The 24,902-nt window shown below is 36.9% G+C and carries 17 protein-coding genes; 10 read left to right on the forward strand and 7 right to left on the reverse strand.

Annotated elements, in window-relative coordinates; genetic code table 11:
• Positions 1 to 107 precede the first annotated feature (107 nt).
• From ACE1OF_RS14375 to ACE1OF_RS14395, 5 genes are all read left to right on the forward strand, one after another.
• Positions 108 to 2,822 carry a family 20 glycosylhydrolase gene (locus ACE1OF_RS14375; protein WP_448895337.1) on the forward strand — a complete coding sequence of 905 codons (2,715 nt, stop codon included), beginning with the start codon at positions 108 to 110 and terminating at the stop codon, positions 2,820 to 2,822.
• A 298-nt stretch (positions 2,823 to 3,120) separates the two neighbouring features.
• The gene (nagK, locus tag ACE1OF_RS14380; protein ID WP_448895338.1) at positions 3,121 to 4,074 is read left to right on the forward strand and encodes an N-acetylglucosamine kinase; all 954 of its coding nucleotides are present in this window, start codon (positions 3,121 to 3,123) and stop codon (positions 4,072 to 4,074) included.
• Between the two features lie 100 nt (positions 4,075 to 4,174).
• The gene (gene nagA / locus ACE1OF_RS14385) at positions 4,175 to 5,308 is read left to right on the forward strand and encodes an N-acetylglucosamine-6-phosphate deacetylase (RefSeq protein WP_448895339.1); all 1,134 of its coding nucleotides are present in this window, start codon (positions 4,175 to 4,177) and stop codon (positions 5,306 to 5,308) included.
• A gap of 143 nt (positions 5,309 to 5,451) precedes the next feature.
• Complete coding sequence (gene nagP, locus ACE1OF_RS14390; RefSeq protein ID WP_448895340.1) at positions 5,452 to 6,756, forward strand: N-acetylglucosamine MFS transporter NagP; 1,305 nt, start codon at positions 5,452 to 5,454, stop codon at positions 6,754 to 6,756.
• A 367-nt stretch (positions 6,757 to 7,123) separates the two neighbouring features.
• On the forward strand, positions 7,124 to 7,357 hold the full coding sequence (locus ACE1OF_RS14395) for a TIGR02922 family protein (protein ID WP_448895341.1): 234 nt from the start codon (positions 7,124 to 7,126) through the stop codon (positions 7,355 to 7,357).
• A 92-nt stretch (positions 7,358 to 7,449) separates the two neighbouring features.
• Here the strand turns inward: ACE1OF_RS14395 and ccmE are convergent, their stop codons facing one another.
• The 5 genes from ccmE to ccmA form a co-directional block, all read right to left on the reverse strand.
• Entirely contained in the window at positions 7,450 to 7,974 is a 525-nt protein-coding gene (gene ccmE, locus ACE1OF_RS14400) for a cytochrome c maturation protein CcmE (RefSeq protein ID WP_448895342.1), read from the reverse strand.
• Positions 7,971 to 8,207, reverse strand: coding sequence for a heme exporter protein CcmD (gene ccmD / locus ACE1OF_RS14405; RefSeq protein ID WP_448895343.1), 237 nt, complete (start codon positions 8,205 to 8,207; stop codon positions 7,971 to 7,973). Before ccmD ends, ccmE begins: the two co-directional genes overlap by 4 nt.
• Positions 8,207 to 8,974, reverse strand: coding sequence for a heme ABC transporter permease (locus ACE1OF_RS14410; RefSeq protein ID WP_448895344.1), 768 nt, complete (start codon positions 8,972 to 8,974; stop codon positions 8,207 to 8,209). Before ACE1OF_RS14410 ends, ccmD begins: the two co-directional genes overlap by 1 nt.
• A 58-nt stretch (positions 8,975 to 9,032) precedes the next feature.
• On the reverse strand, positions 9,033 to 9,722 hold the full coding sequence (gene ccmB, locus ACE1OF_RS14415) for a heme exporter protein CcmB (protein WP_448895345.1): 690 nt from the start codon (positions 9,720 to 9,722) through the stop codon (positions 9,033 to 9,035).
• A gap of 111 nt (positions 9,723 to 9,833) precedes the next feature.
• Entirely contained in the window at positions 9,834 to 10,499 is a 666-nt protein-coding gene (ccmA, locus tag ACE1OF_RS14420; protein ID WP_448895346.1) for a cytochrome c biogenesis heme-transporting ATPase CcmA, read from the reverse strand.
• A gap of 304 nt (positions 10,500 to 10,803) precedes the next feature.
• On the opposite strand from ccmA, the gene ACE1OF_RS14425 reads away from it, so the two are divergent.
• From ACE1OF_RS14425 to hemH, 5 genes are read left to right on the forward strand one after another with little or no spacing between them, the layout of a single operon-like run.
• Complete coding sequence (locus tag ACE1OF_RS14425; protein WP_448895347.1) at positions 10,804 to 12,825, forward strand: heme lyase CcmF/NrfE family subunit; 2,022 nt, start codon at positions 10,804 to 10,806, stop codon at positions 12,823 to 12,825.
• The gene (locus ACE1OF_RS14430) at positions 12,826 to 13,374 is read left to right on the forward strand and encodes a DsbE family thiol:disulfide interchange protein (RefSeq protein WP_448895348.1); all 549 of its coding nucleotides are present in this window, start codon (positions 12,826 to 12,828) and stop codon (positions 13,372 to 13,374) included. It begins immediately after the preceding gene.
• 2 nt (positions 13,375 to 13,376) lie between these two features.
• Positions 13,377 to 13,913 carry a cytochrome c-type biogenesis protein gene (locus ACE1OF_RS14435; RefSeq protein ID WP_448895349.1) on the forward strand — a complete coding sequence of 179 codons (537 nt, stop codon included), beginning with the start codon at positions 13,377 to 13,379 and terminating at the stop codon, positions 13,911 to 13,913.
• 5 nt (positions 13,914 to 13,918) lie between these two features.
• The gene (gene ccmI, locus ACE1OF_RS14440; RefSeq protein ID WP_448895350.1) at positions 13,919 to 15,202 is read left to right on the forward strand and encodes a c-type cytochrome biogenesis protein CcmI; all 1,284 of its coding nucleotides are present in this window, start codon (positions 13,919 to 13,921) and stop codon (positions 15,200 to 15,202) included.
• A 2-nt stretch (positions 15,203 to 15,204) separates the two neighbouring features.
• The gene (gene hemH / locus ACE1OF_RS14445; RefSeq protein WP_448895351.1) at positions 15,205 to 16,296 is read left to right on the forward strand and encodes a ferrochelatase; all 1,092 of its coding nucleotides are present in this window, start codon (positions 15,205 to 15,207) and stop codon (positions 16,294 to 16,296) included.
• 92 nt (positions 16,297 to 16,388) lie between these two features.
• On the opposite strand, the gene ACE1OF_RS14450 is transcribed toward hemH, so the two are convergent.
• Positions 16,389 to 18,185 carry a ShlB/FhaC/HecB family hemolysin secretion/activation protein gene (locus ACE1OF_RS14450; RefSeq protein ID WP_448895352.1) on the reverse strand — a complete coding sequence of 599 codons (1,797 nt, stop codon included), beginning with the start codon at positions 18,183 to 18,185 and terminating at the stop codon, positions 16,389 to 16,391.
• 11 nt (positions 18,186 to 18,196) lie between these two features.
• Complete coding sequence (locus tag ACE1OF_RS14455) at positions 18,197 to 24,307, reverse strand: MBG domain-containing protein (protein ID WP_448895353.1); 6,111 nt, start codon at positions 24,305 to 24,307, stop codon at positions 18,197 to 18,199.
• Positions 24,308 to 24,902: the final 595 nt, after the last annotated feature.

A 24,902-nucleotide genomic window follows, 5' to 3' on the forward strand; every position in this document is an offset into this window, starting at 1 on the left:
GTTTTTTAATCGCTAGAATATAAAAATTGAGAATAACAGACCAAAAGTCTAACTTAGGCATTAAATAAGAGTATAGCGCTCGTTGTTAGCCCAAACTTGAGAACACTATGAACAATAAAATACTTATTATCGTTATCGTAGCAATGTTAACTCTGATAACCTCTTGTGATAGAAATAAAGAAATTGAGTTTACAAAAAACACTTCTAATAATGAGCTAAGTAAAACTAACATTTCTTTTGCGCCTATTACTCAGAAAGCAATTGATCATATTGCAAAAACATTGGTAGTAAATTATCGCCTTATAACTAATATACCCACAGATAAATGTGATAGTAAAGTTGCTGATGGTGCTTGTTTTGAGGTTGAATTAAGTTTAACGGCTAACGAGGCTATTTTAGCTAAAGGTTGGGCTATATATTTCAGCCATATATCACCTATTCAGTCTTCAGAAAGTGAAATATTTAACGTTAAGCATTTAAATGGTGATTTACATAAAATATCACTTTTAGATAAGTATTCAGGCATTAAAGCGGGCGAAACGAAAAAAATAATTTTTAGAGCCAACTTTTGGATGTTATCAGAAACGGATGCCCTACCAAATTACATTGTTACAGCCTCGGGTTCGCAAGGTAAACTTCAAGCTAAAATTATTGAGAGTACAAAGGCAGTAATTGAAAAAGAAACAGGTTTAGAAATTTTGCCCTTTGTGCAGCGTTTTACGGATGAAACAACCCAATTTAAACGCACAAGTAACGACAAAACAGTTTGGTTAACAAGCCAAGAACTTTACCAACGTAATGCACAAAATGAGGGCAGTTCATTAGAACATTTGTTGGCAGTAGAACGAGCCATAATCCCAACGCCTAAATTAATTCAGTTTGATGAGAATAAAGCCACTATTGATGTTAGTAGCGGATTGACTGTTGATTTTTCAAATGTAGCCATAAATGAAGTCAATGCAGCGTTAGAGCATTTATCAAATTTAGGTTTGAAGCAAACCCTAGATGGTTTCCCTGTTACACTACAAATAAAGGCTGATAAAACCAAAGTGATAGGTAGTTATCAACTTAATGTTAGTAATAAAAGTATTCACATTATTGGTGTTGATAGCAATGGCGTTTTTAATGGCCTACAATCGCTGGCTAGTTTATATACCGTAGGTCGGCAAACATTACCTGTTGTGAATATAGAAGATGAACCTCATTACAGTTTTCGAGGTATGTTAGTTGATGTTGCACGAAACTTTCATTCAAAAGAATTTATTTTATCTTTGCTTGAGCAAATGGCGGCGTATAAATTAAATAAGTTGCACTTGCACCTTGGAGATGACGAAGGCTGGCGTCTAGAGATACCAAGCTTGCCAGAACTTACCGAAGTTGCAAGTAAACGTTGTTTCCCTATTTACAATGACAAGCAAGAGCAAACGTGTCTTATTCCACAGCTTGGTGCAGGCATTGACAGTCATTCTTCTGTCAACGGATATTATAGTGTTAGTGATTATCAAGAAATTTTACAAGCTGCAACAGCTCGACATATTCAAGTTATCCCGTCGTTAGATATGCCAGGACATTCTCGCGCGGCCATGAAGGCCATGACTGCACGGTATAAAAAATATCAAGCCCTTGAAGATGAACATAAAGCGACACAATTTTTACTTGATGATTTTGATGACAAAACGCAATACTCTTCGGTACAGTTTTATAACGACAATACCATTAATGTTTGTTTAGAGTCATCATATGCTTTTGTATTAGAAGTTATGACACAAGTAAAAAAAATTCATGCAGATGCTGGGCAGCCACTAACTCGATACCATATAGGTGCTGATGAAACGGCAGGCGCGTGGGTTAATTCTCCTGCTTGTAAAGCGTTTGTGGCAAATAACGAGCATGGGATCACAAAAATGAGTGAGCTTGGTGCTTATTTTATTGAACGGGTTGCGGGTATTTTATCTAATCTTGGCATTGAAACCGCAGGTTGGAGCGATGGTATGGAGCATACTCGAAAAGAAAATATGCCAGCTATTGTTCAGGCTAATGCTTGGGATGTTTTATTTTGGGGGGGTCATAATAAAGTACACACATTGGCAAATCGAAACTGGCAAGTGGTTATTTCATCGCCAGATGTGCTGTATTTTGATTTTCCTTACGAAGCCGACCCTAAAGAGCATGGCTATTACTGGGCATCTCGTCATACTAATACGGAAAAAGTATTTCAGTTTATGCCTGATAACTTACCCGCTCATGCAGAAATTTGGTTAGATAGAGAAGATAACCCTTACACTGCTGATGATACTAAATCACCCCTAGAAAAAGGACAAAAATTTTTGGGGGTTCAAGGACAATTATGGAGTGAAAATACCCGCAGTGATGAAATAGCTGAGCATAAAATATATCCGAGGTTATTAGCATTAGCAGAGCGGGCTTGGCACTTGCCTAATTGGGCTGTACCTTATAACTATAAAGGGGCTGTTTACAGTAATAAAACGCAAGCCTTTACTGCCGATATGCAAAAATCACGTGACAATAACTGGCATTTATTTACAAATGTTTTGGGAAAAAAGGAGTTTGCTAAACTAGAGCTTGCTGGTATTAACTATCGTCTACCAACAGTAGGGGCAGTGATTGAGCAAGGTATATTAAAAGCAAATATTACTTTTCCAGGGTTAACGATAGAATATCAATTACAAGGTGATAATGTTGACGATAAACCTTGGTTAACGTATACCAAACCAGTAGTTGTTGACACTGCAGTATTCATTCGTAGTCGGTCAATAAATGGTTTAAGAACAGGTCGTATTACTAAAGTGCCAGTACACTAAGAACATCTTAAGTTGAAACAATATTGTTAAATATTTCAATTGATTATAAGTAGCTTAAACCGCGTTTAGATTGTGTGTAACAACTTCAATCATGTCACATAGATGCCGTATGGGAGGAGACCATCACATCAGGTTAAATAGTAAAAAAATAAATGACAACGCTGTCATTTTGGTGTAAGATAAAAATATGAATTTGATTGCATTCTTTCTATCGTTAATAGCTAGTTAAAGTCAAGGCAAACAATCTGAATATCAAGTAAGCAAGATATTGAATAACTAAGAGAATTTTGAGGTTAGTATGTTCACAAGCAGTGGCAATAGCAAAGAACTATTTTTAGGTATAGATGGTGGTGGTAGCAAATGTAAAGCTATTGTGATGAATGCAAATAATGATGTATTAGGTACAGGCATTTCTGGGCCAGGTAACCCTTTACATGGATTTGAACAAGCATGTCATTCAATCACTAAGTCAGCCGAATTAGCGTTAGCAGATGCTGGACTTGAAGATATTCCGTTAAATGAGTTGCATGCTGGTGTTGGTCTTGCGGGGGTTAATTTACCTGCTCTATTTAAACAAATGCAATCATGGCAGCACCCTTTTAAGCAAATGTTTTTAGCACATGACCTACTTATTGCCTGTTTAGGTGCGCATCACAGTAATAATGGTGCTGTTATTATTTCGGGTACGGGGTCTTGTGGTTTCTCATGTATTGATGGAAAAGAAGTTGTCATTGGTGGGCACGGTTTTCCCCAAGGGGATAAAGGCAGCGGTGCTTGGTTTGGTTTACAAGCAACTAAACAGGTTTTGCTATCACTTGACGGCATTGTAAAACCATCGCTATTGAATAACTTGCTATTAAAAAAACTAGGTTGTGACGACGTTACTTCGGTAGTTGAAAAAGTTGCAGGTAAAACAGCAACGTTTTATGCTCAACTTGCCAACTTAGTTTTTGATGCGGCAGAGCAAGGTGATTTAGTTGCGCTTGCAATTGTTGAAGAAGGAGCTGAATACATTAATAGTATTGCGCGTATTTTACTTGCCAATAAACCAGCACGAATATCAATTTTAGGTGGGTTAGCCATACGTTTAAAACCTAGACTAGATGAAACATTAAAAGCACAATTGTCAGAGCCACTAAGTGAGCCTGAGGTTGGTGCAGTTTTATTTGCTCGTCAGGTGTTAGAAAAGTTAAAAGCATCTGAGCATCAAGAAATAAAGCAACAAAATATACAGGCAAAACAAAGTGCTTGATGAATTAAGGTATGAGTTAAACTATGAATTCATCAAACCAATAAGTAACAGAGTCATTCGTTAATACCAAATGACCAACAGTTAATTAGGATTATGTTATATGTCACAGTTTCGTTTTTATGCAAAGCACTTATTTGATGGTCAAAATTTTCTTGATGACCAAGTGCTAACTATTACTAATGGAAAGATTAGCGCCATAGACAACAATACCAATGATGTTGATATTACCGTATCAGATCTTGTGGTGCCTGGTTTTATTGATTTACAGGTTAATGGCGGCGGCGGTGCTTTGTTTAACGACTCACCCTCAGTTGAAAAACTCAAAGCCATCATGACCGCTCATGCTCAATATGGCACTACGGCAATGATGCCAACCTTAATTACTGATAAAATTGAGGTAATGGCACAAGCGGCCAATGCTATTTCTCAAGCAATAACTCAGAACATACCTGGCATACTTGGTATTCATTTTGAAGGGCCACATCTATCGTTTGCCAAAAAAGGTACTCATTGTGCTGAACTGATCCGTCCTATTGCAGACGCTGAATGGCAAATCTTGTCACGTAAAGATATTGGTCAAGTGATGGTTACTTTAGCGCCCGAGACCGTATCAGCAAAAGATATTTCACGTATGGTTGAATTGGGCATTAAGGTTTGTTTAGGTCATACCAATGCAGATTTTACTACCGCACAAAATGCAGTAAATGCTGGGGCTTCAGGTTTTACACACTTGTTTAATGCTATGTCACCTCTGCAAGGAAGAGAACCCGGTGTAGTGGGATGTGCCTTATTAAATGATGACACGCAGTGTGGTTTAATTGTTGATGGTCATCATGTTGATTATGCAAGTTGCCTGTTAGCCATTAAAACAAAACCTGTCGGCGGTATCTTTTTAGTCACAGATGCTATGCCGCCTGTTGGCACAAACATAAAAAAGTTTCCTTTGTACGATAGAACTGTTTATGTTGAAAACGGAAAATTAACCTCTACGACAGGTGAGCTAGCGGGGTCTTCATTAGATATGGCCACCGCGGTAAAAAATACACATCTAGAGCTAAAAATCCCATTAGATGAGTCAATACGCATGGCAAGTTTATATCCAGCTCAGTATTTATATAAAAATAATACCCTCAGTCGAGGTCAACTAAAAGTTGGAATGCAGGCTGATATGACAGTGTTAAATAATGATTTTAGTGTAGTGTCAACTTGGATTGGTGGAGAAAAAATTTATTAAAAAATAATGAGTTTAAGAATTAAAAAAACATCTGATGCAGGGATAATTTATTTCTCTTTAGTTGGGTTAAAATCCAAGCATTATAAAATTAAGTCGTTAATGCTGTAGTCATTAACAAATTAATAACTGAGGAAATTAGGGGAATGTCATTGTCTACTGATGAAAAAAAACCAAAAGAGAGCCAACAAAACAATGCACTGCCTATGGTTATCGTTGCAGGATTGTTTTTTATATTAGGTTTTGCTACTTGGCTTAATGGCTCTTTAATGCCTTATTTAAAACAGATTTTACAGTTGTCACCTTTTCAGGCGTCATTGATTCTGTTTTCTTTCTACATTGCTGTAACATTTACGGCATTGCCGTCTGCCGCCATTATTCGTAGGGTAGGTTACAAAAATGGTATGGCATTAGGTATGGCTACCATGATGCTTGCAGGTTTATTATTTATTCCAGCAGCTAAAACACAAATATTTGTGCTTTTTTTATTGGCTCAGTTAATCATGGGGGCAGGTCAAACCTTATTACAAACGGCAGTTAATCCTTATGTTGTACGTATTGGGCCCGAAGAATCTGCAGCTGCGCGTATTTCTATTATGGGTATTTTAAATAAAGGTGCGGGCGTAGTAGCTCCCATTGTATTTACAGCACTTATTTTAAGTGGTTTCAGCGACACTTCAGGTACAGAGTTAACAACAACACAAATTGATAATATGGCTGATGCTCTCGTTATGCCATATTTAGGAATGGCGCTGTTTATAGGTTTATTAGGCTTTGCGGTTAAAAAATCACCTTTACCTGAATTAGAAAAAGAAGAAGGTGAAAATAAAGGACATTTGAAAGAAGCGCTTTCTCACCCTAATTTGGCTTTAGGTGTGTTAGCTTTGTTCTTCTATGTTGCTGTAGAGGTTATTGCTGGCGATACCATTGGTACTTTTGCGTTGTCTTTGGGTATTGAAAATTACAGTGTTATGACCTCGTATACAATGGGGTGCATGGTTATTGGTTACATACTCGGTATTGTATTAATTCCCCGTTACATATCGCAGCAAACAGCACTTACTATGTCAGCTATGTTAGGTGTCTTTTTGAGTTTAGGAGTTGTACTTGGTGATAATAATTCACTTGTTATTGCGAATGCCTTGTCATTTATTTTAGGTGAAGCTTTATTTCCTGATACGCTTATTTTGATTGCTTTCCTTGGTTTGGCTAACGCTATTGTATGGCCTGCGGTATTCCCCCTTGCTTTATCAGGAATGGGAAAATTAACCAGTGTTGGCTCAGCGTTATTGGTGATGGGTATTTCAGGGGGTGCATTTGGTCCTTTGTTTTGGGGGCTAGCAAGTGGTACTTCTATGGGGCAACAAGGTGGTTATGTTGTGATGCTACCCTGTTATTTATTTATTTTATTTTATGCCGTGAAAGGCTGCAAAATGAAAAGTTGGAAGTAGTTTGTTATAACAAAACGGCTATGACTAACGATAGAATTACAAATATTGGTATAATATAATCTGAGCTTTGCTTAATATATTTTATCAGTATGTGTAAAAAACTCTGCAATCTTAGTTAATGATGTTTTTTTAAATGACATTAGTTTGGAGAGTTGAGGGTGCGTTAAACGGTCATTTGATCGACCCTGAGCATTAAAAGTTCAGGGTTTTTTTATAAAAAAATTAATGCTTTTATATCAGTTTGTTAAGTTAGCTTTTATCTTGTTCCATTACTAAAAGTACATGAAAATAAATAGGCTAACATTTACTATACTAGTCGATAGTGTATATTCGCATATTCAATATTATAATTTAAGTTGTAGATAATATGGTAAAAACAGAACGCAAAGTAACAATAATTTATTATCAGGATGACGGTTTAGAGTTACATCACAAGGTAAAAACGTTTGAACAAAACCAAGATGGTCGAGTCATTATCCCTCCTGCATTTAAAGAAGGGAAATCAATTATTGCAGTGTGTGATGGAGAAGTACAAATACTTAACAAAGTAGGTGATCGTATCCTCTCTGTTAATTATGTTACTTCTGATAATAATCATTAGTTTAAGTAACGTTGCTACCTAAGAAAAATTATCTATAAAAACCGCTTCATTTTAAATGTTAGCGGTTTTTATTTAACGGTAGGAATAGGCTATTAATTTTTACTTTCTAGCTGTTTATCACTATATTCTAACTTTTTATAATCTTTACCAGCGGCATCTGCTAGCTCTGCAGGCATATAGTTTTCATCATGTTTAGCCAATACTTCACTGGCCTCTATACGTAACCCTCCCGCAGCTTCTTGTACAAGAGTACCATTAGCAACAATACCTTGTCCTTCACGAAATAGATCTGGCAAGATTCCTTCATAATATACCCATATCATTGGATCACTTTCGTTAAAAACTATTGGCATTTTCATATCAGAAAGCTGAAAAGATACTTTTAAATTATCAGGATCTCGTTTTACTGAATTAGGCACGACTAAGCCCCCAATACGTATACGTTGGCCAATACTAGGCTTTATACCCGAATCTTTTTTACCTTGGGTAATTTCTGATGGCGTATAAAATAAGTCGATATTTTGGCTAAGTGCATAAAGCACAAGGCCAGCTACAACCGCAATACCAATTAATATTGAGGCAACGATGGTTAAGCGTTTTTTGCGACGGGGATTCATTGGTTAACCTCTTTGATTGTATTATGGTTGTTATTACTACGTTGTTTACGAAGTTGACGTAATTTATTTTCTCTAAGTTGTTGACTAGCTATATTTTTAAGAACTTGTTTATGACTCAATATTGAGTTGAAAATTAATACTAAAATTAGTGCTGCTGATATACCAAAAGATAACCAGACATAAAATCCATAACCACCCATGGCTAAAAAATCACTAAAACTGTCAAATTGCATTATTGAATCTCCGCACTTTTACTTGATGCTGTGTGTGTTAAAGCAATCGCTTTTACCCAAGGACGAATACTGTTGCGAGTTAAAATTTCACTACGGAATCGAATACAGATTATTGTACCAACCAACAAGGCAAAACCCAGGAAACTAAATATAAATGGCCAAAGCATATCCACTGACATCGAAGGTTTTCCTAGTTTGCTGACCGTAGACCCCTGATGCAAGGTGTTCCACCATTCAACCGAATATTTAATTATTGGTAAATTGATTACACCCACAAGCGTTAAAATACCTGCGGCTTTGCCTGCTAACGCTTTATCTTCAAACGCGCTATGTAACGCTATAACTCCTAGATATAAAAATAATAGAATCAGCTCTGATGTTAAACGTGCATCCCATATCCACCATGTTCCCCACATTGGTTTTCCCCAAGCAGCACCAGTAATTAATGCTATTGCAGTAAACACAGCACCAACAGGTGCCATTGCCGCAGCAGAGGCATCGGCTAATTTAAATTGCCAAACTAAGGAGGTAAATGCAGCGATTGCCATGCCAAAATAAATTCCCATAGAAAGCGAAGCGGCAGGTACATGGATATAAAAAATACGAAAACTATCGCCTTGTTGATAATCGGCAGGGGCAAAAGCTAATGCCCACACCATACCGATAGATAAAAATATAACTGTTAATGCGCTCAGCCAAGGGATCAATTTCCCAGTAAAGTGATAGCTCACTTCAGGATTAGCGTAAGGGTGTAACCATTTCCACATAAACTATGCTCTTCTTTTTTAGACTAAAAGCTAACACTCAATTTATTGAAATTGCGTGTTAGTTAGTGCTTACTTTTAATGCTGCACCAACGGCGAATGGCGCTAGCGTTAACGAACCAAAAAATAATGCTGCGATTATAGCAAGTTGTCCACTATATGGTAAACCAAGTGCCGCGGTATCGATAGCACTGGTCGCGAATATTAACACGGGTATATATAAAGGCAGTACTAACAAACTTAAGAGTACCCCGCCTTTTTTTATACCTACCGTTAAAGCAACGCCAATTGCCCCAAGTAAACTTAATATTGGGGTGCCCAATAATAGCGTTAACATCAATGCACCATAACTCTGCTCATTAAAGTGTAGTAGTACTGCTAATAAGGGGGCAATTAAAATAAGAGGAAGCCCAGTAATTAACCAATGAGCAACAATTTTAGCGAGTACTAAAATAAATACAGGTTGTGGGCTTAGTAGCATTTGCTCAAGCGAGCCATCATTATGGTCTGATTTAAATAATCGGTCTAAAGACAGTAAAGTTGAGAGTAGGGCTGCAACCCAGATTATACCAGGGGCAATACGGCTTAGAGTTTGTGCTTCAGGGCCTATGCCTAAGGGAAACAAGGTGATGACAATCACAAAAAACAGTAGTGGGTTGATAATGTCGTCTTTATGACGCATTGCAATCGTTAAGTCGCGCTTGAGTACTAAAGAAAATACCGCACGGTAAGACAAATTAACAGTTGTCATGGCGTGTTTGACTTCTTGCTTGATGGTATGTTTGCTTTTTAACGCTCATAACTTGTTACTTAATCCTCAGTGCTCAATTGTTGCGATTTAATTTTTATTATTCAATTACAGTTAGTCAATAATATAGTCTAACGTAATTTTTTTTATGTTTGATGACTCAAATGTAAGCAAATCTTGGTGGGTAGTTAAAATAATACAACCACCTTGGTTTATGTGTGTTTTAAATAGCTGTTCTAAGTCATGCACACCTTGCTTGTCTATCGCGGTGAATGGTTCATCTAAAATCCAGATACGCGCAGTTGATTTATATAAACGAGCTAATGATATTCGTCTATGTTGTCCTGCACTAAGGTGCGATGCCAAACTGTCTTCAAAGCCACTTAAATTAACTGCTGCTAAGGTTTGCTTTATATTGCTTTCACTCGTTGTTAACCCTTGTAATGCAAGATTGAAGGTTAAATTTTCTTGAGCATTCATTTCACCTTTTACGCCTGGTAAATGGCCAAGGTAAAGTAACTGTTGATGAAATTCTTCTCGGAATTGACTAATTAATTGGTTATTGAATAAAACCTCGCCCTCAAAAGGCTGGGATAAGCCAGCGAGAATTCGCAGTAAACTTGTTTTTCCTGAACCATTAGGTCCTTCAACCTGAACTATATCACCAGCATATATTTCTATATTTAATTGATCAAACAGCAAGCGATCTTCACGTATACAAGTCAAGCTTGATGCGCTGAGTAAAGGGCAAGGTTCGCTTATGGTTTGATTTGTTGGCAAAGTCGATACTTCTCTATTTTTTTGATGACCTATACATTATATGCAAAGTCTAACTGATGTTTGTCAGTGAATTTTTGATTTGGATCGTATTATATCTCTGTGCAATATCATACCATAGCAAGCATAAGTTTTAGCAAATTTGTTATATGGGAATTTGTAACATTAAGAAACAATTATCATGCTTAGTTGATTAATGCATTTAGCCTGTTTAACAAAAAAAGTGTGCTAGAATTGCGCAACTGTTCTGGCAGCATTTTTAAATTGACTATTTATATTATCTATAAAAGCGTATACGGAGAAATGAATGAACCCCCAACTTTTGCCTGAGTTGATTCCTAGTTTAATACCAGAACTAGGTCATCTCGCTTTGGTTATCGCCTTTGCCTTTGCTTTATGTTTGAGTGTTATTCCCATGATTGGAGTACATACTGCTCAACATAAACTCATTAATTATGCAAAACCGCTGACCTTTGGTCTATTTATTTTTACCGCAATTAGTATCGTGATTTTAGCGTATAGCTTTGTTGTCGATGATTTTTCTATAAAATATATTGCGAGCCATTCGAATACGCATTTGCCTTATTACTTTAAGATAAGTGCTGTGTGGGGCGGACATGAAGGGTCTTTATTACTTTGGGTTTTTTCATTAACTGCGTGGACAATGGCCGTAGCCACTTTTTCAAAAAATATAGAACAAGAGTTCATCGCTCGCGTGCTTGCTATCATGGGTATGGTTGCGTTAGGTTTTATTGCTTTTACTTTACTTACTTCAAACCCTTTTGAACGCCTTTGGCCAAATATTCCTATGGAAGGGCGTGATTTAAATCCGCTTTTGCAAGATGTCGGTTTAATTGTTCACCCGCCGTTATTGTATTTAGGTTATGTAGGTTTTGCTGTTGCCTTTGCCTTTGCTGTCGCAGCACTAATGTCTGGTAAAATGGATGCGGCTTGGGCTCGTTGGTCTCGTCCTTGGACTGTGGGCGCTTGGATATGTTTAACCCTTGGAATATCACTGGGTAGTTGGTGGGCTTATTATGAACTTGGCTGGGGCGGTTGGTGGTTTTGGGATCCCGTTGAAAATGCTTCCTTTATGCCATGGTTAGTAGGTACTGCGTTAATTCACTCTTTAGCGGTGACAGAGAAACGAGGCACGTTTAGAAATTGGACGGTGTTACTGGCTATTTTTGCTTTTAGTTTAAGCTTGTTAGGCACTTTTTTAGTACGCTCTGGTGTTATTACTTCAGTACACTCTTTTGCGGCAGATCCGTCGCGCGGTGTTTTCATACTCGTTTTATTAGCAATTACCGTGGGTGGCTCTCTGACTTTGTATGCCTTCAGAGCAAGCAATGTTGCCAGTTTTAGTCGCTTTGCACTGTATTCCCGTGAAACAGCATTACTGTTATGTAATATTATTTTAGTTATTGCTGCAACAACAGTACTGTTAGGAACTTTGTATCCGCTTTTAGTTGATGCATTAGGTTATGGAAAGATCTCTGTTGGTCCTCCATATTTTAATGCGGTATTTGTCCCTATTATGAGCTTTTTATTTATTATTATGGGAATTGGGCCACTGATTCGCTGGAAAAAAGCGAAAAAAGGAGAATTGCGTAAGCAGCTGATTAAACCTTCTATTATTAGTATTGTGTTAGGTATGTTATTTCCTATCGTTTATGGCGGTGAGTTTAATGCATTAGTTGCAATGGGAATGACCTTAGCTTTATGGGTTTTCCTTGTGGTGGTTAAAGATTTATTAAATCAGTACAAACTCAGGTCAGCATTAAGTTTAAGCCAATGGGGTATGACAGTTGCACATGCTGGTATAGCCGTTACTATTATTGGTGTAACCTTGGTTTCTAGTTATGAAAGTGAAACCAATGTAAGAATGGCATTACATGAAAAAGTTGAAATATCAGGTTATCAAATTGAGTTTAATGGAATTAAACAGGTGGAAGGGCCTAACTATAGTGCCGAACAAGGCCAAATTAATGTGTATAAAAACGATGATTTTGTTGCTTTATTAAAACCTGAACGTCGTGCTTATCGTGTGCAATCAATGGGAATGACTGAAGCAGGTATTGACGGTGGTTTATTTAGAGATATTTATGTGGCGTTAGGTGATCCTCTTGACGGGGGAGCATGGGCAATTCGTGTGCATTATAAGCCTTTTGTACGTTGGATTTGGTTAGGTTCTCTCTTTATGGCTTTTGGTGGTATTTTAGCCATGATGGATAAACGTTACCGTGGAAAAAAAGCTAAAGTAAGCCGTGAAAGTGAAGTAACGAAAAAATTAGCTAACAGTAATCAAGTTGTAACGGAGCATGCTTAAATGAATAAGATCATTCGATTTTTACCTTTAGTATTAGTTATTGCTCTGGGTGTGGTGCTTTATCGAGGCCTATCGTTAAACCCTAACGAGATGCCGTCAGCTTTAGTCGGTAATCCAATGCCTGATTTTTCATTATCTATTGTTAATGATCCTAATAAAATAGTATCTAAAGCTGATGTGACAGGCGATATTGTGCTCTTGAACGTTTGGGCTACTTGGTGTCCTACATGTAAATATGAACATCCCTATTTACTTGAACTCTCTAATAACCCTAAAGTGAAGCTTTATGGTGTTAATTATAAAGATGAAAGATTACCTGCACAAAAATGGTTAACGGATTATAAAGATCCCTATTTATTCTCTATTTTTGATGAAGAAGGATTGCTTGGTGTTAAATTAGGTGTTTTTGGCGCACCAGAAACCTTTGTTATTGATCATCATGGCATTATCCGCAAACGATTTGCTGGTGCTATTGATGTTCGTGTGTGGCGTAAAGAGTTTGAACCGCTCATTAAACAATTAATAACCGAAAAGCAGCAAGGTAAATAGTGATGTTAACAAGAATTTTAGGAATTTGTTTTTTAATAATAGCGAATTTTATTGTTATAAATATTGTTAAGGCAAGCCCTGTAGAAACTTTTGAATTTCAAGATGAAGTAACTAAGGTTCGTTTTCAAGCATTAAGTAAAGAATTACGTTGCCCTAAATGTCAAAATCAAAATTTAGCTGATTCAAACTCTACCGTAGCCTCTGCTTTGCGGTTGGATCTTTATAATTTATTGATTGAAGGTAGATCAGACGCAGAAATTATTGATTTAATGGTAGGGCGATATGGGGAGTTTGTACTATACCGCCCTCGTGTATCAAGCGTAACTTATATTTTATGGTTTGGTCCCGTATTATTGATCTTAATAGGTGTGCTTGTCGTAATAGTGATATTAAGAAAAAAACCAGCAACGAAAGAAAATATAGCACTGGACAGCCAACAACAAGAAAAATTAAAACAACTATTACAACCAGAGCAATTAGATACATCTAATATCAATACAAACAATTTGAATATAACTAAAGAAAATAAAGAGAAGTAACTGTTATGGAAATAGTATTAATAACCCTTGGCTTTATTGTCTTATTTTTGTTTGTTGTTTGGTTACCTTTCTTTAAAAATACAAAGGAAGAAAAAGACAATGAAATAATAAATCACACTTTGCGTGATGATACTAATGTGCAGTTGTATAAAGAACACAAAGCTGAAATTGAAAAAGATTTTAGTGATGGTGCGATAGATGAAGAAAATTATCAATATTTGTTAGCTGAACTAGATAATAGTTTACTGCAAGATATTGCTGCAGCAGAGAAGAAATCAGATATTCCAGTGGAAAGTAAGCAATTTAGTGTATTTTGGCCAATAGGTTTATCGCTTTTTATTGTAGTGTTTACTGTGGTTGTCTATATGAAACAAGGAACGTTAGAAGCTTTAATGACGACACCAACGGCTAATCAGCAAACTGCTCAGTCAACAGAGCAAGCAGAACAACAGCAACAAGAACAAATGTTAGCGTATATCAAAAATTTACAGCAACATTTAGAAGAAAAACCAGATGACAGTGAAGCTTGGTATAATTTGGGACAAACCTTTGTAGGTGCTGGTGAATTTGATTTTGCTATTACAGCATATGAACAAGTTATCCGAATTGAAGGAGAGCATGCAGATATACTTGGTGCTATTGCTCAGGCAAGTTATTATAGAAATAACCAGCAAATAGATGAACAAGTGCAATCTTTAATCGATAGAGCGTTTGCCTTAGATATTAACGACCCTTCAACTAATATTTTATTAGGTATGCATAATTTTATGGGACAAAATTATGCCCAAGCTATTGAATATTGGCAACGAGTGATAGATGCCAATAAGCAAGGTGTCAATATTGCAGCATTAAAAGAAGCGGTCACTGAAGCAGAAAGACGTCTTGGTATGCCTTCAATAGAAAAACCATCCTCATCTGCTATTGAAGGACCGCAGCTTACCGTTAATGTAACTTTATCTGACGAGATTGCAGCTAAACTTGCACAAGGTGAAGATAAAGTTGTTTTTGTTTATGCTATTCCAACGGATGGACAGCGAATCCCACTTGCCGCATTGAAAGTAATGGCCAGCGATTTACCTAAAACGGTTACCTTAAGTAACGGCAATGCTATGTCAGCACAAAGTAACTTGAGTAGTGTTAGCGAAGTTAATATTTTTGCTATTGTCTCTAAACTTGGTGGTGCTGGTATTAAGCCTGGGGACTACAAGGCTGAAGCTAGTCACATCTCTGTAGATAGTACAGAGACGATTAATTTAGTGATTGATAGTCTTGTTGAAGAAGAAAAATAAAGATGAAATCACGATTTACCGCTAGAAATAACAAACATGAGGGAAGCCAAACAAATAAAAAGCCTGTGGCTAAAACAGGTGTTTTATTAACTAATCTTGGTTCTCCTGCTGCACCGACTACTGGTGCAGTACGTAAGTATTTACGTGAGTTTTTATCTGATCCCAGAGTTGTTGAAATACCGCGCCTTATTTGGTTGAGCATTTTGTACGGTATTATTTTAGTTGTTCGTCCGAAAAAGTCAGCGAAACTTTATCAATCAATATGGATAGATCAAGGTGCGCCTTTATTGGTTATTAGCAAAGATCAACAACAAAAAGTGTCGGCAAAACTACAAGAAAAGTATGGTTCAGATGTTATCGTTGACCTTGCCATGCGTTATGGAGAGCCCTCTATCGCGAGTGTATTACGAAAATTTCAACAGCAAGGTGTTGATAACATTGTTGTGTTACCGTTATATCCTCAATATGCTGGTCCAACAACAGCTTCAACGTTCGATGCGGTGAGTAAAGAACTTAAAAAATGGCGTTATGTGCCTAGTTTAAGTTTTATTAATAGCTATCATAATAATAAAGGATACATCAATGCGCTTGCGAATACTGTAGAAGAACATATTCAAAAGCAAGGTAAACCAGACAAACTCGTCCTTTCTTATCATGGTATGCCTGAATTATTTTATCAGTGGGGTGATCCTTATTATGATTTTTGTCAAGTAACGACTAACTTACTCAAGCAAGAATTATTAGCAAGAGCAGAGCAGAGTGTTACAACTACAAAATTAAGCTTAACAGATGAAGTTTTTGTGATGACCTTCCAATCTCGTTTTGGTAAAGCAGAATGGTTAAAACCTTATACTGATGAAACCTTAGCAAGCTTGGCTAAAGCAGGGCATAAACATATTGCTATTATGAGCCCTGCATTTAGTGCTGATTGTTTAGAAACACTCGAAGAGCTTGAGCATGAAAACCGCGAGGTATTTATGCAGGCAGGTGGTCAAGAGTATCATTATATTCCAGCGTTAAACGATCGAGATGATCATATTGATGCTATTGTTAAAATGTTAGAGCCTAGAGTTAATACCTATTTCAATAAATAGGTATTATTTCTCTATCAAACATTTATATTGTATTGAGAGGAAAATTATTGCTAAAGCTCTGTTCACATGATCGTAACTGAGTAGGTTGGAATCTAAAAACTTAACTGCATTGATAAATGCAAGCGGTGATCTTTACCCGTATCACTACTTCCACTATCCTTTAGTTGGTGTCCATAGGAAGCATTGACGGTTAATAGTTGTGCTAGTTGATACCTAAAGCCAACACCGACACTATGTAAAATAAAATTTTTCTCATCAGGAAGTTTAACAACACTTCTAGTCTGTGCATAATCTTGAAATAAAAACAAACTTAAGGAGTCTGGCATAGTCATATTCGCCATTTTCGTTAAACTGATCTTAGGAGCTATTACTTCTTGACTAAACAAAACCCCTTCATCACCGAATACTTCACCTTCTTCATAACCACGAACACTATTTGAACCACCAGCACCAAATTGCTCACTACCAATGAGGTTGCTATTAGATAGTTGTAATTTACCCCTAACTCTCCATTGCCAGCCAGATAATATTCCCGTTAATTGAGTATTTCTTGTTAAATTTAATGTGCTGTAGATATAATTTGCCGAGGCATTAGATCGGCTTAACTTAAAAAACTCATCCTCATTGCGGCTTGTTAATCCACCTGGAGCCGCGATCAAGGTGATTGAACCATTAGTACTGCCATAACTATCTACTAATGAAGCTGAATATTGAATTTTTCCGTGAATAACATGAGTTAAGTTATCTGAAATAGGTATATCGGCAAAATCAAAGTTATTATCAGAAACTTTAAAGTCGGCACCGATATTGAGGCTATGTGTGTAATTGCCTGTCATTTTAGGGGAAAAGGGTAAAGTATAAAATACGCCCACCTGACCAGACTTTCCTTTTAAGCTGAAAGGTTCTTGAACGATGCCATCGGTTTCTGAATAAGCCGCGCTGACGCTAACTGAATGACGCCAAGTGGTATCAAAGTTATAGCTTCCTGATAAACTCTTAGACCGTTTAAAATCAAGATCGGATGTTAATTGCATATTTAGTTGATGCCCAAGGCCAAAAGCATTGCCCCAATTCACGCCCACTAATGCTCGATCTTCAGTAGTAGACTGAGAACCTGTGTTATTAAAACCTGTATATACACGAACCGGTTTTTTCTCTCTGGCTTTTATTATTAGTTTAGTTGTTCCTTGTTCATCTCCCGGGCTAGCGATGACAGTAGCGGTTCGAAAAGGATTTCGATTTATCCAATCAATGTCTTGATTTAAATTATGTGTATCGATGACATCATTTTTTGATTGTCGTATCCATTGTTGGTACTGTTCATCAGAAAAATATTGATTACCTTGCACCTCTATTTCGCCAGTAAAATTAGACTCTAATACAACAATTTGTACATAACCGTCTGTAATATCTTGTTCGGGTAGAAACACCACAGTAAAAGGACGTCCTAGGTGTTTTAGGTGAATACTGGTCATGCGTTCTAATCGTTTTAAAGATTCACGAGAAACGGGTAAACCAATAAAAGTATTTGCAGCAACGGAAAAGCTTTCATCTTGTAAAAAAGTAAAGAGAGATACATCAAGAATCTTTGTTCCCATATAGGTAGCAGGCTCTTGTTTTAACGCATCAGGACTATCTAAAAATATAAGTCCTTTTAATTTTTTTAGAATGATATCTTCATCATTTGTTGCTCCAAAGTTTGCAACTCTATTTATAGCTTTCAAGCTTTGTTCTTTAGTTGGAGCAATTTGTTGAGGTACTTTTTTAGGTATGAGGTCATTCAAGTCTTGCGCTCGGGAAAATTGTATTGTATTTAATACCAATAAGCTGATAAAAATAACAATATCTGTTAACCCATTAGCTAAATTGAATTTATTAATTAACTTCATTATATTACTTCCTAAATACTACTAAACATTGAGCTTAATGCTGTTGCCATAATGATTTGATTGAGTGTATTGCTTTCACCATTTTCTCTTGTTTGATGTAGATCTGAGAGTTGCATAGGTTGATTATTAGCCAAAGATTCATACACTTCTTTTTGTTGAACTTCATCCATTACTTGCACAGCACGGGTAATAGAACCCACAAGCGCTATGGTTATTACTCCTATGGGCATTGTGGCTGCGCCAACGCCAGTACCAATTGCAGAGCTTACTGTTCCTCCCGATGCTATAATACTGGTAGTGATGCTATGAACTGATGCGGTATAAGGTAATACCACACTGGTAGCTGTGGCCATAAATGTACCAACTGTGGTTGTAATTGCAGCTGTGGCCGCTATACCGCCAGATATTAAAGCAGACTGTCCTGCGATGTGTTCTACTAAAAAGTCAGAAGCAGCATCACCGATAAATTCGTCATATGGTGTAGACGCGCCATATAGATTTGACATTCCATTTACACGTATATTGCTTTCTTGTTCTGCCCAAGCGTTATATTTTTCTTTAGCTTTGTTTGCAATACCTTGCTGTGCTGTTTCGATGTGCGAAGACATATGATCAGCCAATGCTTGTTGAGCTGGGCTGTATGTTGCTGGATCAACTTCAATCAAGTCCATAACATACTCACTCATTATTTCACCAAGAATTTGAGCATAAGCAGGCACAGTTTTAGCTGCTTCTAGAAATGCGTAAAGATCAAAGTCTTGATATTTAGCACCTGTTAGATTACGTGAGGCTGTACCTCTAGCCAATCCACCAGCTCTTTCAATTGCGAATGCCAATGAACTTTCACCTTCACTTTCTTCTAATAAAAGTCTTTCTTGTATCGCTAAAATAACATTAGGCAAGGCTTCTGTTGGTAAGCCCATAAAGTTGTCGCCTGAATTAGATGTAGTCTCCCAGAAAGAGGCTCGATTTTCTTCAAAAATAGCTAGTTCAGCCGCAATTTCTTGTCGTTTTTCTACAACAGATGGATCCGCTGTCCAATTTAATAGCCCACTCGTGTTTGATACAATTCTGTAGTTTGGATTACTACCATAGAATTGAATGTATTGAGTGACAGATTGATCGGTTGATTGTTCTTCGGTAGAGAAAAAATTAGATGGGATAATAAACGAGTTAGAGACAACAACGCCTGTCATGGTGTCATTTGAACCGATAATATCAATAATCTCTATTGGGTCAATTTCACTGACGGTAGGTACATTGCTGTCATACTCAGCCGTTGGATCGCTTATTCTGCTTGGAAACCGGGTTAACATTACATCATCTTTAAATAACTCAGGAACTTCGAACGTTTCTGGTGTTGATGAAACGACTTGAATAGGAGCGGGTTCATTGTCACGAAATATTCTAAAAGTTGAATTTGGAAATGCTGTAAACAAGGTATCAAAAGAAGCTAGATTTGTTGCAGAAGCGTTAAATCCAGGAAGTGGAAAATTGCCAACTGCATCGGCATCATCAACTGTAATTTGAATAGGTCGAGGAAATACTACGTAAAGTCCTGGCACATTTGTAACAATGTAATTTGGATTATTGGTAAGTTGTGCCAATGATGTTCTTAAACCAACCGAAGCATATTCACCAAAATCGCCATCAACCAATAAATTGTTAGTAGAGACAACATCGTCAATTGTATCAAAACTTGCTAAGCCATCACCGGCCACTATATAGTTATATGTTGTGTCTTGATCACCGTATATGCGTAGGATATTTTCTGGTTTTATCGCAATATTTCGTTCAATTATTGTAAACTCACCACCATTAACGGTTAGGTTATAATTATCTGTATTGAGGCTAGCTTCTAATTGATACTTACCTACGTGAGTTGTTATCTCTGGTGAAGTAATGGTCAAAACATCTTCAATTTGACCTGTCTTAAGCCCTGAAGCCCCTGAAAAATAGTCATTAAAAGTACGATTACTTTCTTCACCATAAATGGTTGTTATATCTTTTAAGTTGACGGTTAGATCAACAGGGCGAATAAATAAAGTTCCTGTATTAACCATATCAACTTCATAATTAGGGTTATTACTAATTGCACGAATGGTATACTCGCCAACATCTGAAGTTAATATTGCATCTGATGTTAATTGTAAATTTAGAGCATTAAATGTGTCATCAAACTTCAAACCATCAGAATACTCCGCTAATAAAAGGGGAAATTCATTATTTTCAAAGTAAAAACGTTCATAATCACTAATCGAAATGCTGATTGGGGCAGGTGTCACAGTCAAAATACCCTGAAAAGTATTTATAATGTAATTAGGGTTTGAGCCAGCGGTAACATCGATTCCGTATTCTAGTACATTAGCCTTTGGTGTCGCTGTAGTACTTATAGTTAATCCATTAATATCTGATTCATCATCGAAACTTGCTAAACCATCAAAAGTTACGGTAAATTCAGGGTTCGTTTCACCATATTCACGCGTTGCATTATTTGCTCTAATGGTTAAAGGTCTAGGTAATACATTCAAAATACCATTATTTAAAGATTTGATATTGTAATTTACACTAGATGCCCCTAACAATTGAGCTGTGTAGGTGCCTACATCAGATGTATCGGCAACTAAATAGTTAACATCAACGTTGTTAAATACAGCGCTAGAATCGCCATTCACTAAGCCATAAGCAATAAGCTCTGGTGCTGGATTTGGGTCACCATACAAACGTGAAGCGGGACTAAGGAACAAATCAACATCGACTTTATTAATGCGTAAAGTGCCTTTGTTAATGGTGAGCTTATAATTATTACTAAGTAAGTTTGTTGTTAAATTAATATTATAAATACCAGCATTTGAACTTTGCGTAGCAGAAGTACTTAAAGAAGTATTATTGATAATATTGCTGATAGCATCCCCTGCTGTTAATCCTGCTGACGTATAAGTAAATGTTGGATTGGTTGAGCCATAATCTCTAAAAGCACTATCAACGGACAGTGTTAATTGTGCAGGGGTTATGTTTAAAGAGCCTGGAACAAAATTAATATTGTAATTAGGGTCAGTAATGCCACTAGCTATTAGATCATATGTTCCTACAGCACTGTTTGATGTTGCTGTAGTCGAAAATGTTAACCCTGTTGTGTTCAGAGAATCACCAGTGACAAGCCCGGATGTACTAATACTGAAAGCTGGGTTAGCAGTACCATAAATACGGCTAATATTATGAGTTGTTATGGTGAGATCTGCAGGTGTTATGTTAAGATTACCATTGACATAAGTTATATTGTAGTTTGGATTTGTCGCTCCACTGGGGACAACAGCATAATTGCCGACGGATGATAAGCGGCTTAAACCTGAAGTAGATGTGTTTATTGTGCCTAAGGCTTCATGAGTGTCAAAACTTGCTAAACCTGTAACTGTGAAGGCAAGTGGAGAAAGAACTTCACCAAATATTTTATCAGTACTATCGGCGGTAATCATTAAATCACGTTGATTAATCGTTAAGGTGCCTGGTACGTAAGAAAAATTGTAGTCATCCGCAGTTGCACCGAATGGGATGATGGAATATGTACCAACAGAAGATTCCAGAGTTGCAGTGGTTGAAAACTGTAAGCCACTCACCACGGATGCATCCTCACCTGATTTAAAACCTGTAATGTTGGCGGTAAAATTAGGATTTTGGTCACCATATATTCGGCTTAAGTCATTTGCCGTTACTGTTAATAAACTCGTTGCATTATCTACAATACTCAAAGTGCCAGATTGTAGTGATAAACCATAACCATAGTCTGATAAAGTAACTGAACCGTTTGCAATACTGATGAGATAATCACCCAAAGAACTACCAGCATTCGCCGTTGTTGACAACAAAGGAGTACCACTAAATACATCGCTGGCAACATCATCGCCTACCAACCCTGAAATACTGTAAGTTAGAGTAGGATTTGCACTACCTTCTTCTCGTTCATTGTTGTTGGCCGTTAATATCAGCGTAGGTGCTAATTCATATAAAACTCTATTCCCTATTGCCGTTATTGAACTTGGTGAATCGATTTCCCAGGATTTATTGTAGACAGGTGCTGCAATTATTCCGCCTAATGAGGTATTATCAGGATTATCTGAGTAGATAAGAAAACGACCATTGCTTTCTGGAAAGCTTTCATCAGCATATGGGTTAATGGCTAGTGTACCGGCATTGTTAATAAAAGAGCCATTTTGAGCGGCTAAAATTATATTAACATTGGTATCAGTGGTTGTGATATTGGTTCCATTTAGTAGGCTAAGATCACCAACCGTATTAATTGTCACTGTATCTGCTGCTTCAAAACTTCCTGAAACATTTAACCCTCCAGAACTGTCGACAACAGTAAATAAACCACCAATGGTGGAACCAGTACCTCCATTGGTTAACATTTCTATCTGGTTAGCTGCATTGTCAATTATGACGTTACCGTTAACTTCACTGCTATTGAACTTTGAATTATCTACGGGATTTAACTGAATATCTAATGTTGAAACATCTAGCATGCCATTAATCAAAATAGAGCCGATAGCTCCATCAAAACTATTCGATCCAGTAATCTGTGCATCAGGATTTTTTGTAACTGTTAACGTATTTGCAATAATAGATGCGTTATTATCTACAACCAAGGATGCTGTTGGCCCTGATCCGCGAACTACAGGCTCAACAAAGCCCACCATTAAGTTTATGTTTGCTGCGCCTCCATTTAAATCTGCATTAATATTAATATCATTACTGACTTTTAATGAAAGGCTGTTACCTGATGTCCAAGCTACGGCATCATTGATTGTAATTGTGCTGTTTTCGTTTGCATCGAATGGAATAAACGAACCTGTATCCAGTATGACATTGCCTGTTGCTAACTGGGCTTCTAGCGTAGAGACTAATAATACATTGTCACCTGGATCAGACGCTTGTATTGTGAGTTTGTCAGGATCGAGTAATAATGTACCAGCTGAACCTGATTCAGAACTTAGATCAACTTGTCCTCTAAAATCGAGAGAATGTTTGCCTGATACTTCAACAAAACCAGCATCATTTTCAGATAAACCAGTTGCATTAGCATTAACCGTTCCAAAAAAGTCAGTATTGTTGTCTGCCCAAATAATGACTTCACCAGCACGGTCATTTGAGCTACTAACATCAATAGTGGCGCGCTCAGTAATTAGTGTATTGGCTGCTGTTACTATGCTACTGTCGTTTCCTTGTAGACCACCACCAATATTTATTTTTCCGCCACTACCGTCAACGTTATGGGCGCTAATTTGGCCTGAGAATTCAATGTTGCCAGAATCACTTGTTAATAATATGCGCCCATTTTTGTTTTCAACTCCAGTTGCTTTAATAATACCAGATTGATTGATAGCTAAATCGTAAATACTACCACCTGCAGCAACAAGAGCAGCCTCAGTTGCTTCAATAACTCCGTCGTTATCAATACCAGTTTTATTAACTGATTCAATAGCACTACGTACAATTAACCTTTGATTTTCCTCATTGGCTAACAAAACTTCATTACCTGCAGCCAAAGCGGCTAAACCATTTGGTGCAGCTATCGTTCCATTGTTTGTAATACTAGAAGCAATTAATACAACATCGCCATTGGAGCTTGTAATTGATCCAAAGTTGGTGATATTCGATGTAGAATCACCAGTAAACAGAAGCTCTCCGCCATTTAAGAAATCAGCATCAGAGATATCTAAAGTTGAAGCAATGAATTCGCCTGCATTTATTTGAGCGCCATTTCCTACCAATATACCATTAGGGTTAATTAGGTAAACTTGGCCGTTGGAAGTAAGCTGACCCAAAAGCTGTGATGGATCAGAACCCGTAACACGATTAAGTAATGCAGAATTAGCGTTTAATTGTTGAATATTAACGCTTTCATCCTCATTAATTGAAAATGATTGCCAGTTGGCAATAGCGTGTTGAGTAGTTTGAGTAATATTAAGCTGATTGCCTGCTTGACTTAACTCAATATTACCGTGAGTTATAACCGGCGACTCAGGTTGTGCTCTGCAAACAAACGGTAAAATGACGGCATTTATTGCCAAAAAAAGGCGAGAAAGAGTAAATTTGTTTTTGTGGTTGTTTGTATATTTCATATTACTACAAATCCTTAGTTCTAATACAAAGATCACTGTGCTCATATCAGGTGTAACGTTAAACGCTTATAAGCGTTTAACGTTACACCTATAATTACAATAGATATTTATTATTTTTAATAGTTAATACAACGGGTTGTGAGTTTTTTAGACGTAAAAATATAATAATTTATTTATTAAACAGCTGTAGTTAATGTATAAAAACACTGGTATTATTTGCTTGAATATCGCCTATTATGCTCTAAACGGATATTTTTATTACTAATAATGATTTTTCATAATAAAATTAAGCTATTAGTGATGATTTTATCATTTTAAAGGTAGAATCCTATCAACCGAAAGTATGATTCTGAAATGGTAGGAGATTTAATTCTCAGGATGTTATAGGGCAATACACTTAACTATCACACCAATTTTTGTATCGAATTAGTAGTAAAGTAAAAGAAATCAATAACAGCAGCGAGTTAGTGCTACCACCACTTCAATTATTGGTGACGGTAATGGTTTCATAAGCCTCAATAGTGACTTTATAGGTCTGTTTCTTACTGAATAAGGTGATTTATTGCGATGCGTAATTGAGCGGGTTTAATCCTGT

Source organism: Colwellia sp. E150_009, from assembly GCF_053543955.1.

Excerpts from the sequence above, each read along its gene's own strand:
- ACE1OF_RS14375 (WP_448895337.1), top strand. The coding sequence starts at position 108 with ATGAACAATAAAATACTTATTATCGTTATCGTAGCAATGTTAACTCTG.
- nagK (WP_448895338.1), top strand. The coding sequence starts at position 3,121 with ATGTTCACAAGCAGTGGCAATAGCAAAGAACTATTTTTAGGTATAGAT.
- nagA (WP_448895339.1), top strand. The coding sequence starts at position 4,175 with ATGTCACAGTTTCGTTTTTATGCAAAGCACTTATTTGATGGTCAAAAT.
- nagP (WP_448895340.1), top strand. The coding sequence starts at position 5,452 with ATGTCATTGTCTACTGATGAAAAAAAACCAAAAGAGAGCCAACAAAAC.
- ACE1OF_RS14395 (WP_448895341.1), top strand. The coding sequence starts at position 7,124 with ATGGTAAAAACAGAACGCAAAGTAACAATAATTTATTATCAGGATGAC.
- ccmE (WP_448895342.1), bottom strand. The coding sequence starts at position 7,974 with ATGAATCCCCGTCGCAAAAAACGCTTAACCATCGTTGCCTCAATATTA.
- ccmD (WP_448895343.1), bottom strand. The coding sequence starts at position 8,207 with ATGCAATTTGACAGTTTTAGTGATTTTTTAGCCATGGGTGGTTATGGA.
- ACE1OF_RS14410 (WP_448895344.1), bottom strand. The coding sequence starts at position 8,974 with ATGTGGAAATGGTTACACCCTTACGCTAATCCTGAAGTGAGCTATCAC.
- ccmB (WP_448895345.1), bottom strand. The coding sequence starts at position 9,722 with ATGACAACTGTTAATTTGTCTTACCGTGCGGTATTTTCTTTAGTACTC.
- ACE1OF_RS14425 (WP_448895347.1), top strand. The coding sequence starts at position 10,804 with ATGAACCCCCAACTTTTGCCTGAGTTGATTCCTAGTTTAATACCAGAA.
- ACE1OF_RS14430 (WP_448895348.1), top strand. The coding sequence starts at position 12,826 with ATGAATAAGATCATTCGATTTTTACCTTTAGTATTAGTTATTGCTCTG.
- ACE1OF_RS14435 (WP_448895349.1), top strand. The coding sequence starts at position 13,377 with ATGTTAACAAGAATTTTAGGAATTTGTTTTTTAATAATAGCGAATTTT.
- ccmI (WP_448895350.1), top strand. The coding sequence starts at position 13,919 with ATGGAAATAGTATTAATAACCCTTGGCTTTATTGTCTTATTTTTGTTT.
- hemH (WP_448895351.1), top strand. The coding sequence starts at position 15,205 with ATGAAATCACGATTTACCGCTAGAAATAACAAACATGAGGGAAGCCAA.
- ACE1OF_RS14450 (WP_448895352.1), bottom strand. The coding sequence starts at position 18,185 with ATGAAGTTAATTAATAAATTCAATTTAGCTAATGGGTTAACAGATATT.
- ACE1OF_RS14455 (WP_448895353.1), bottom strand. The coding sequence starts at position 24,307 with ATGAAATATACAAACAACCACAAAAACAAATTTACTCTTTCTCGCCTT.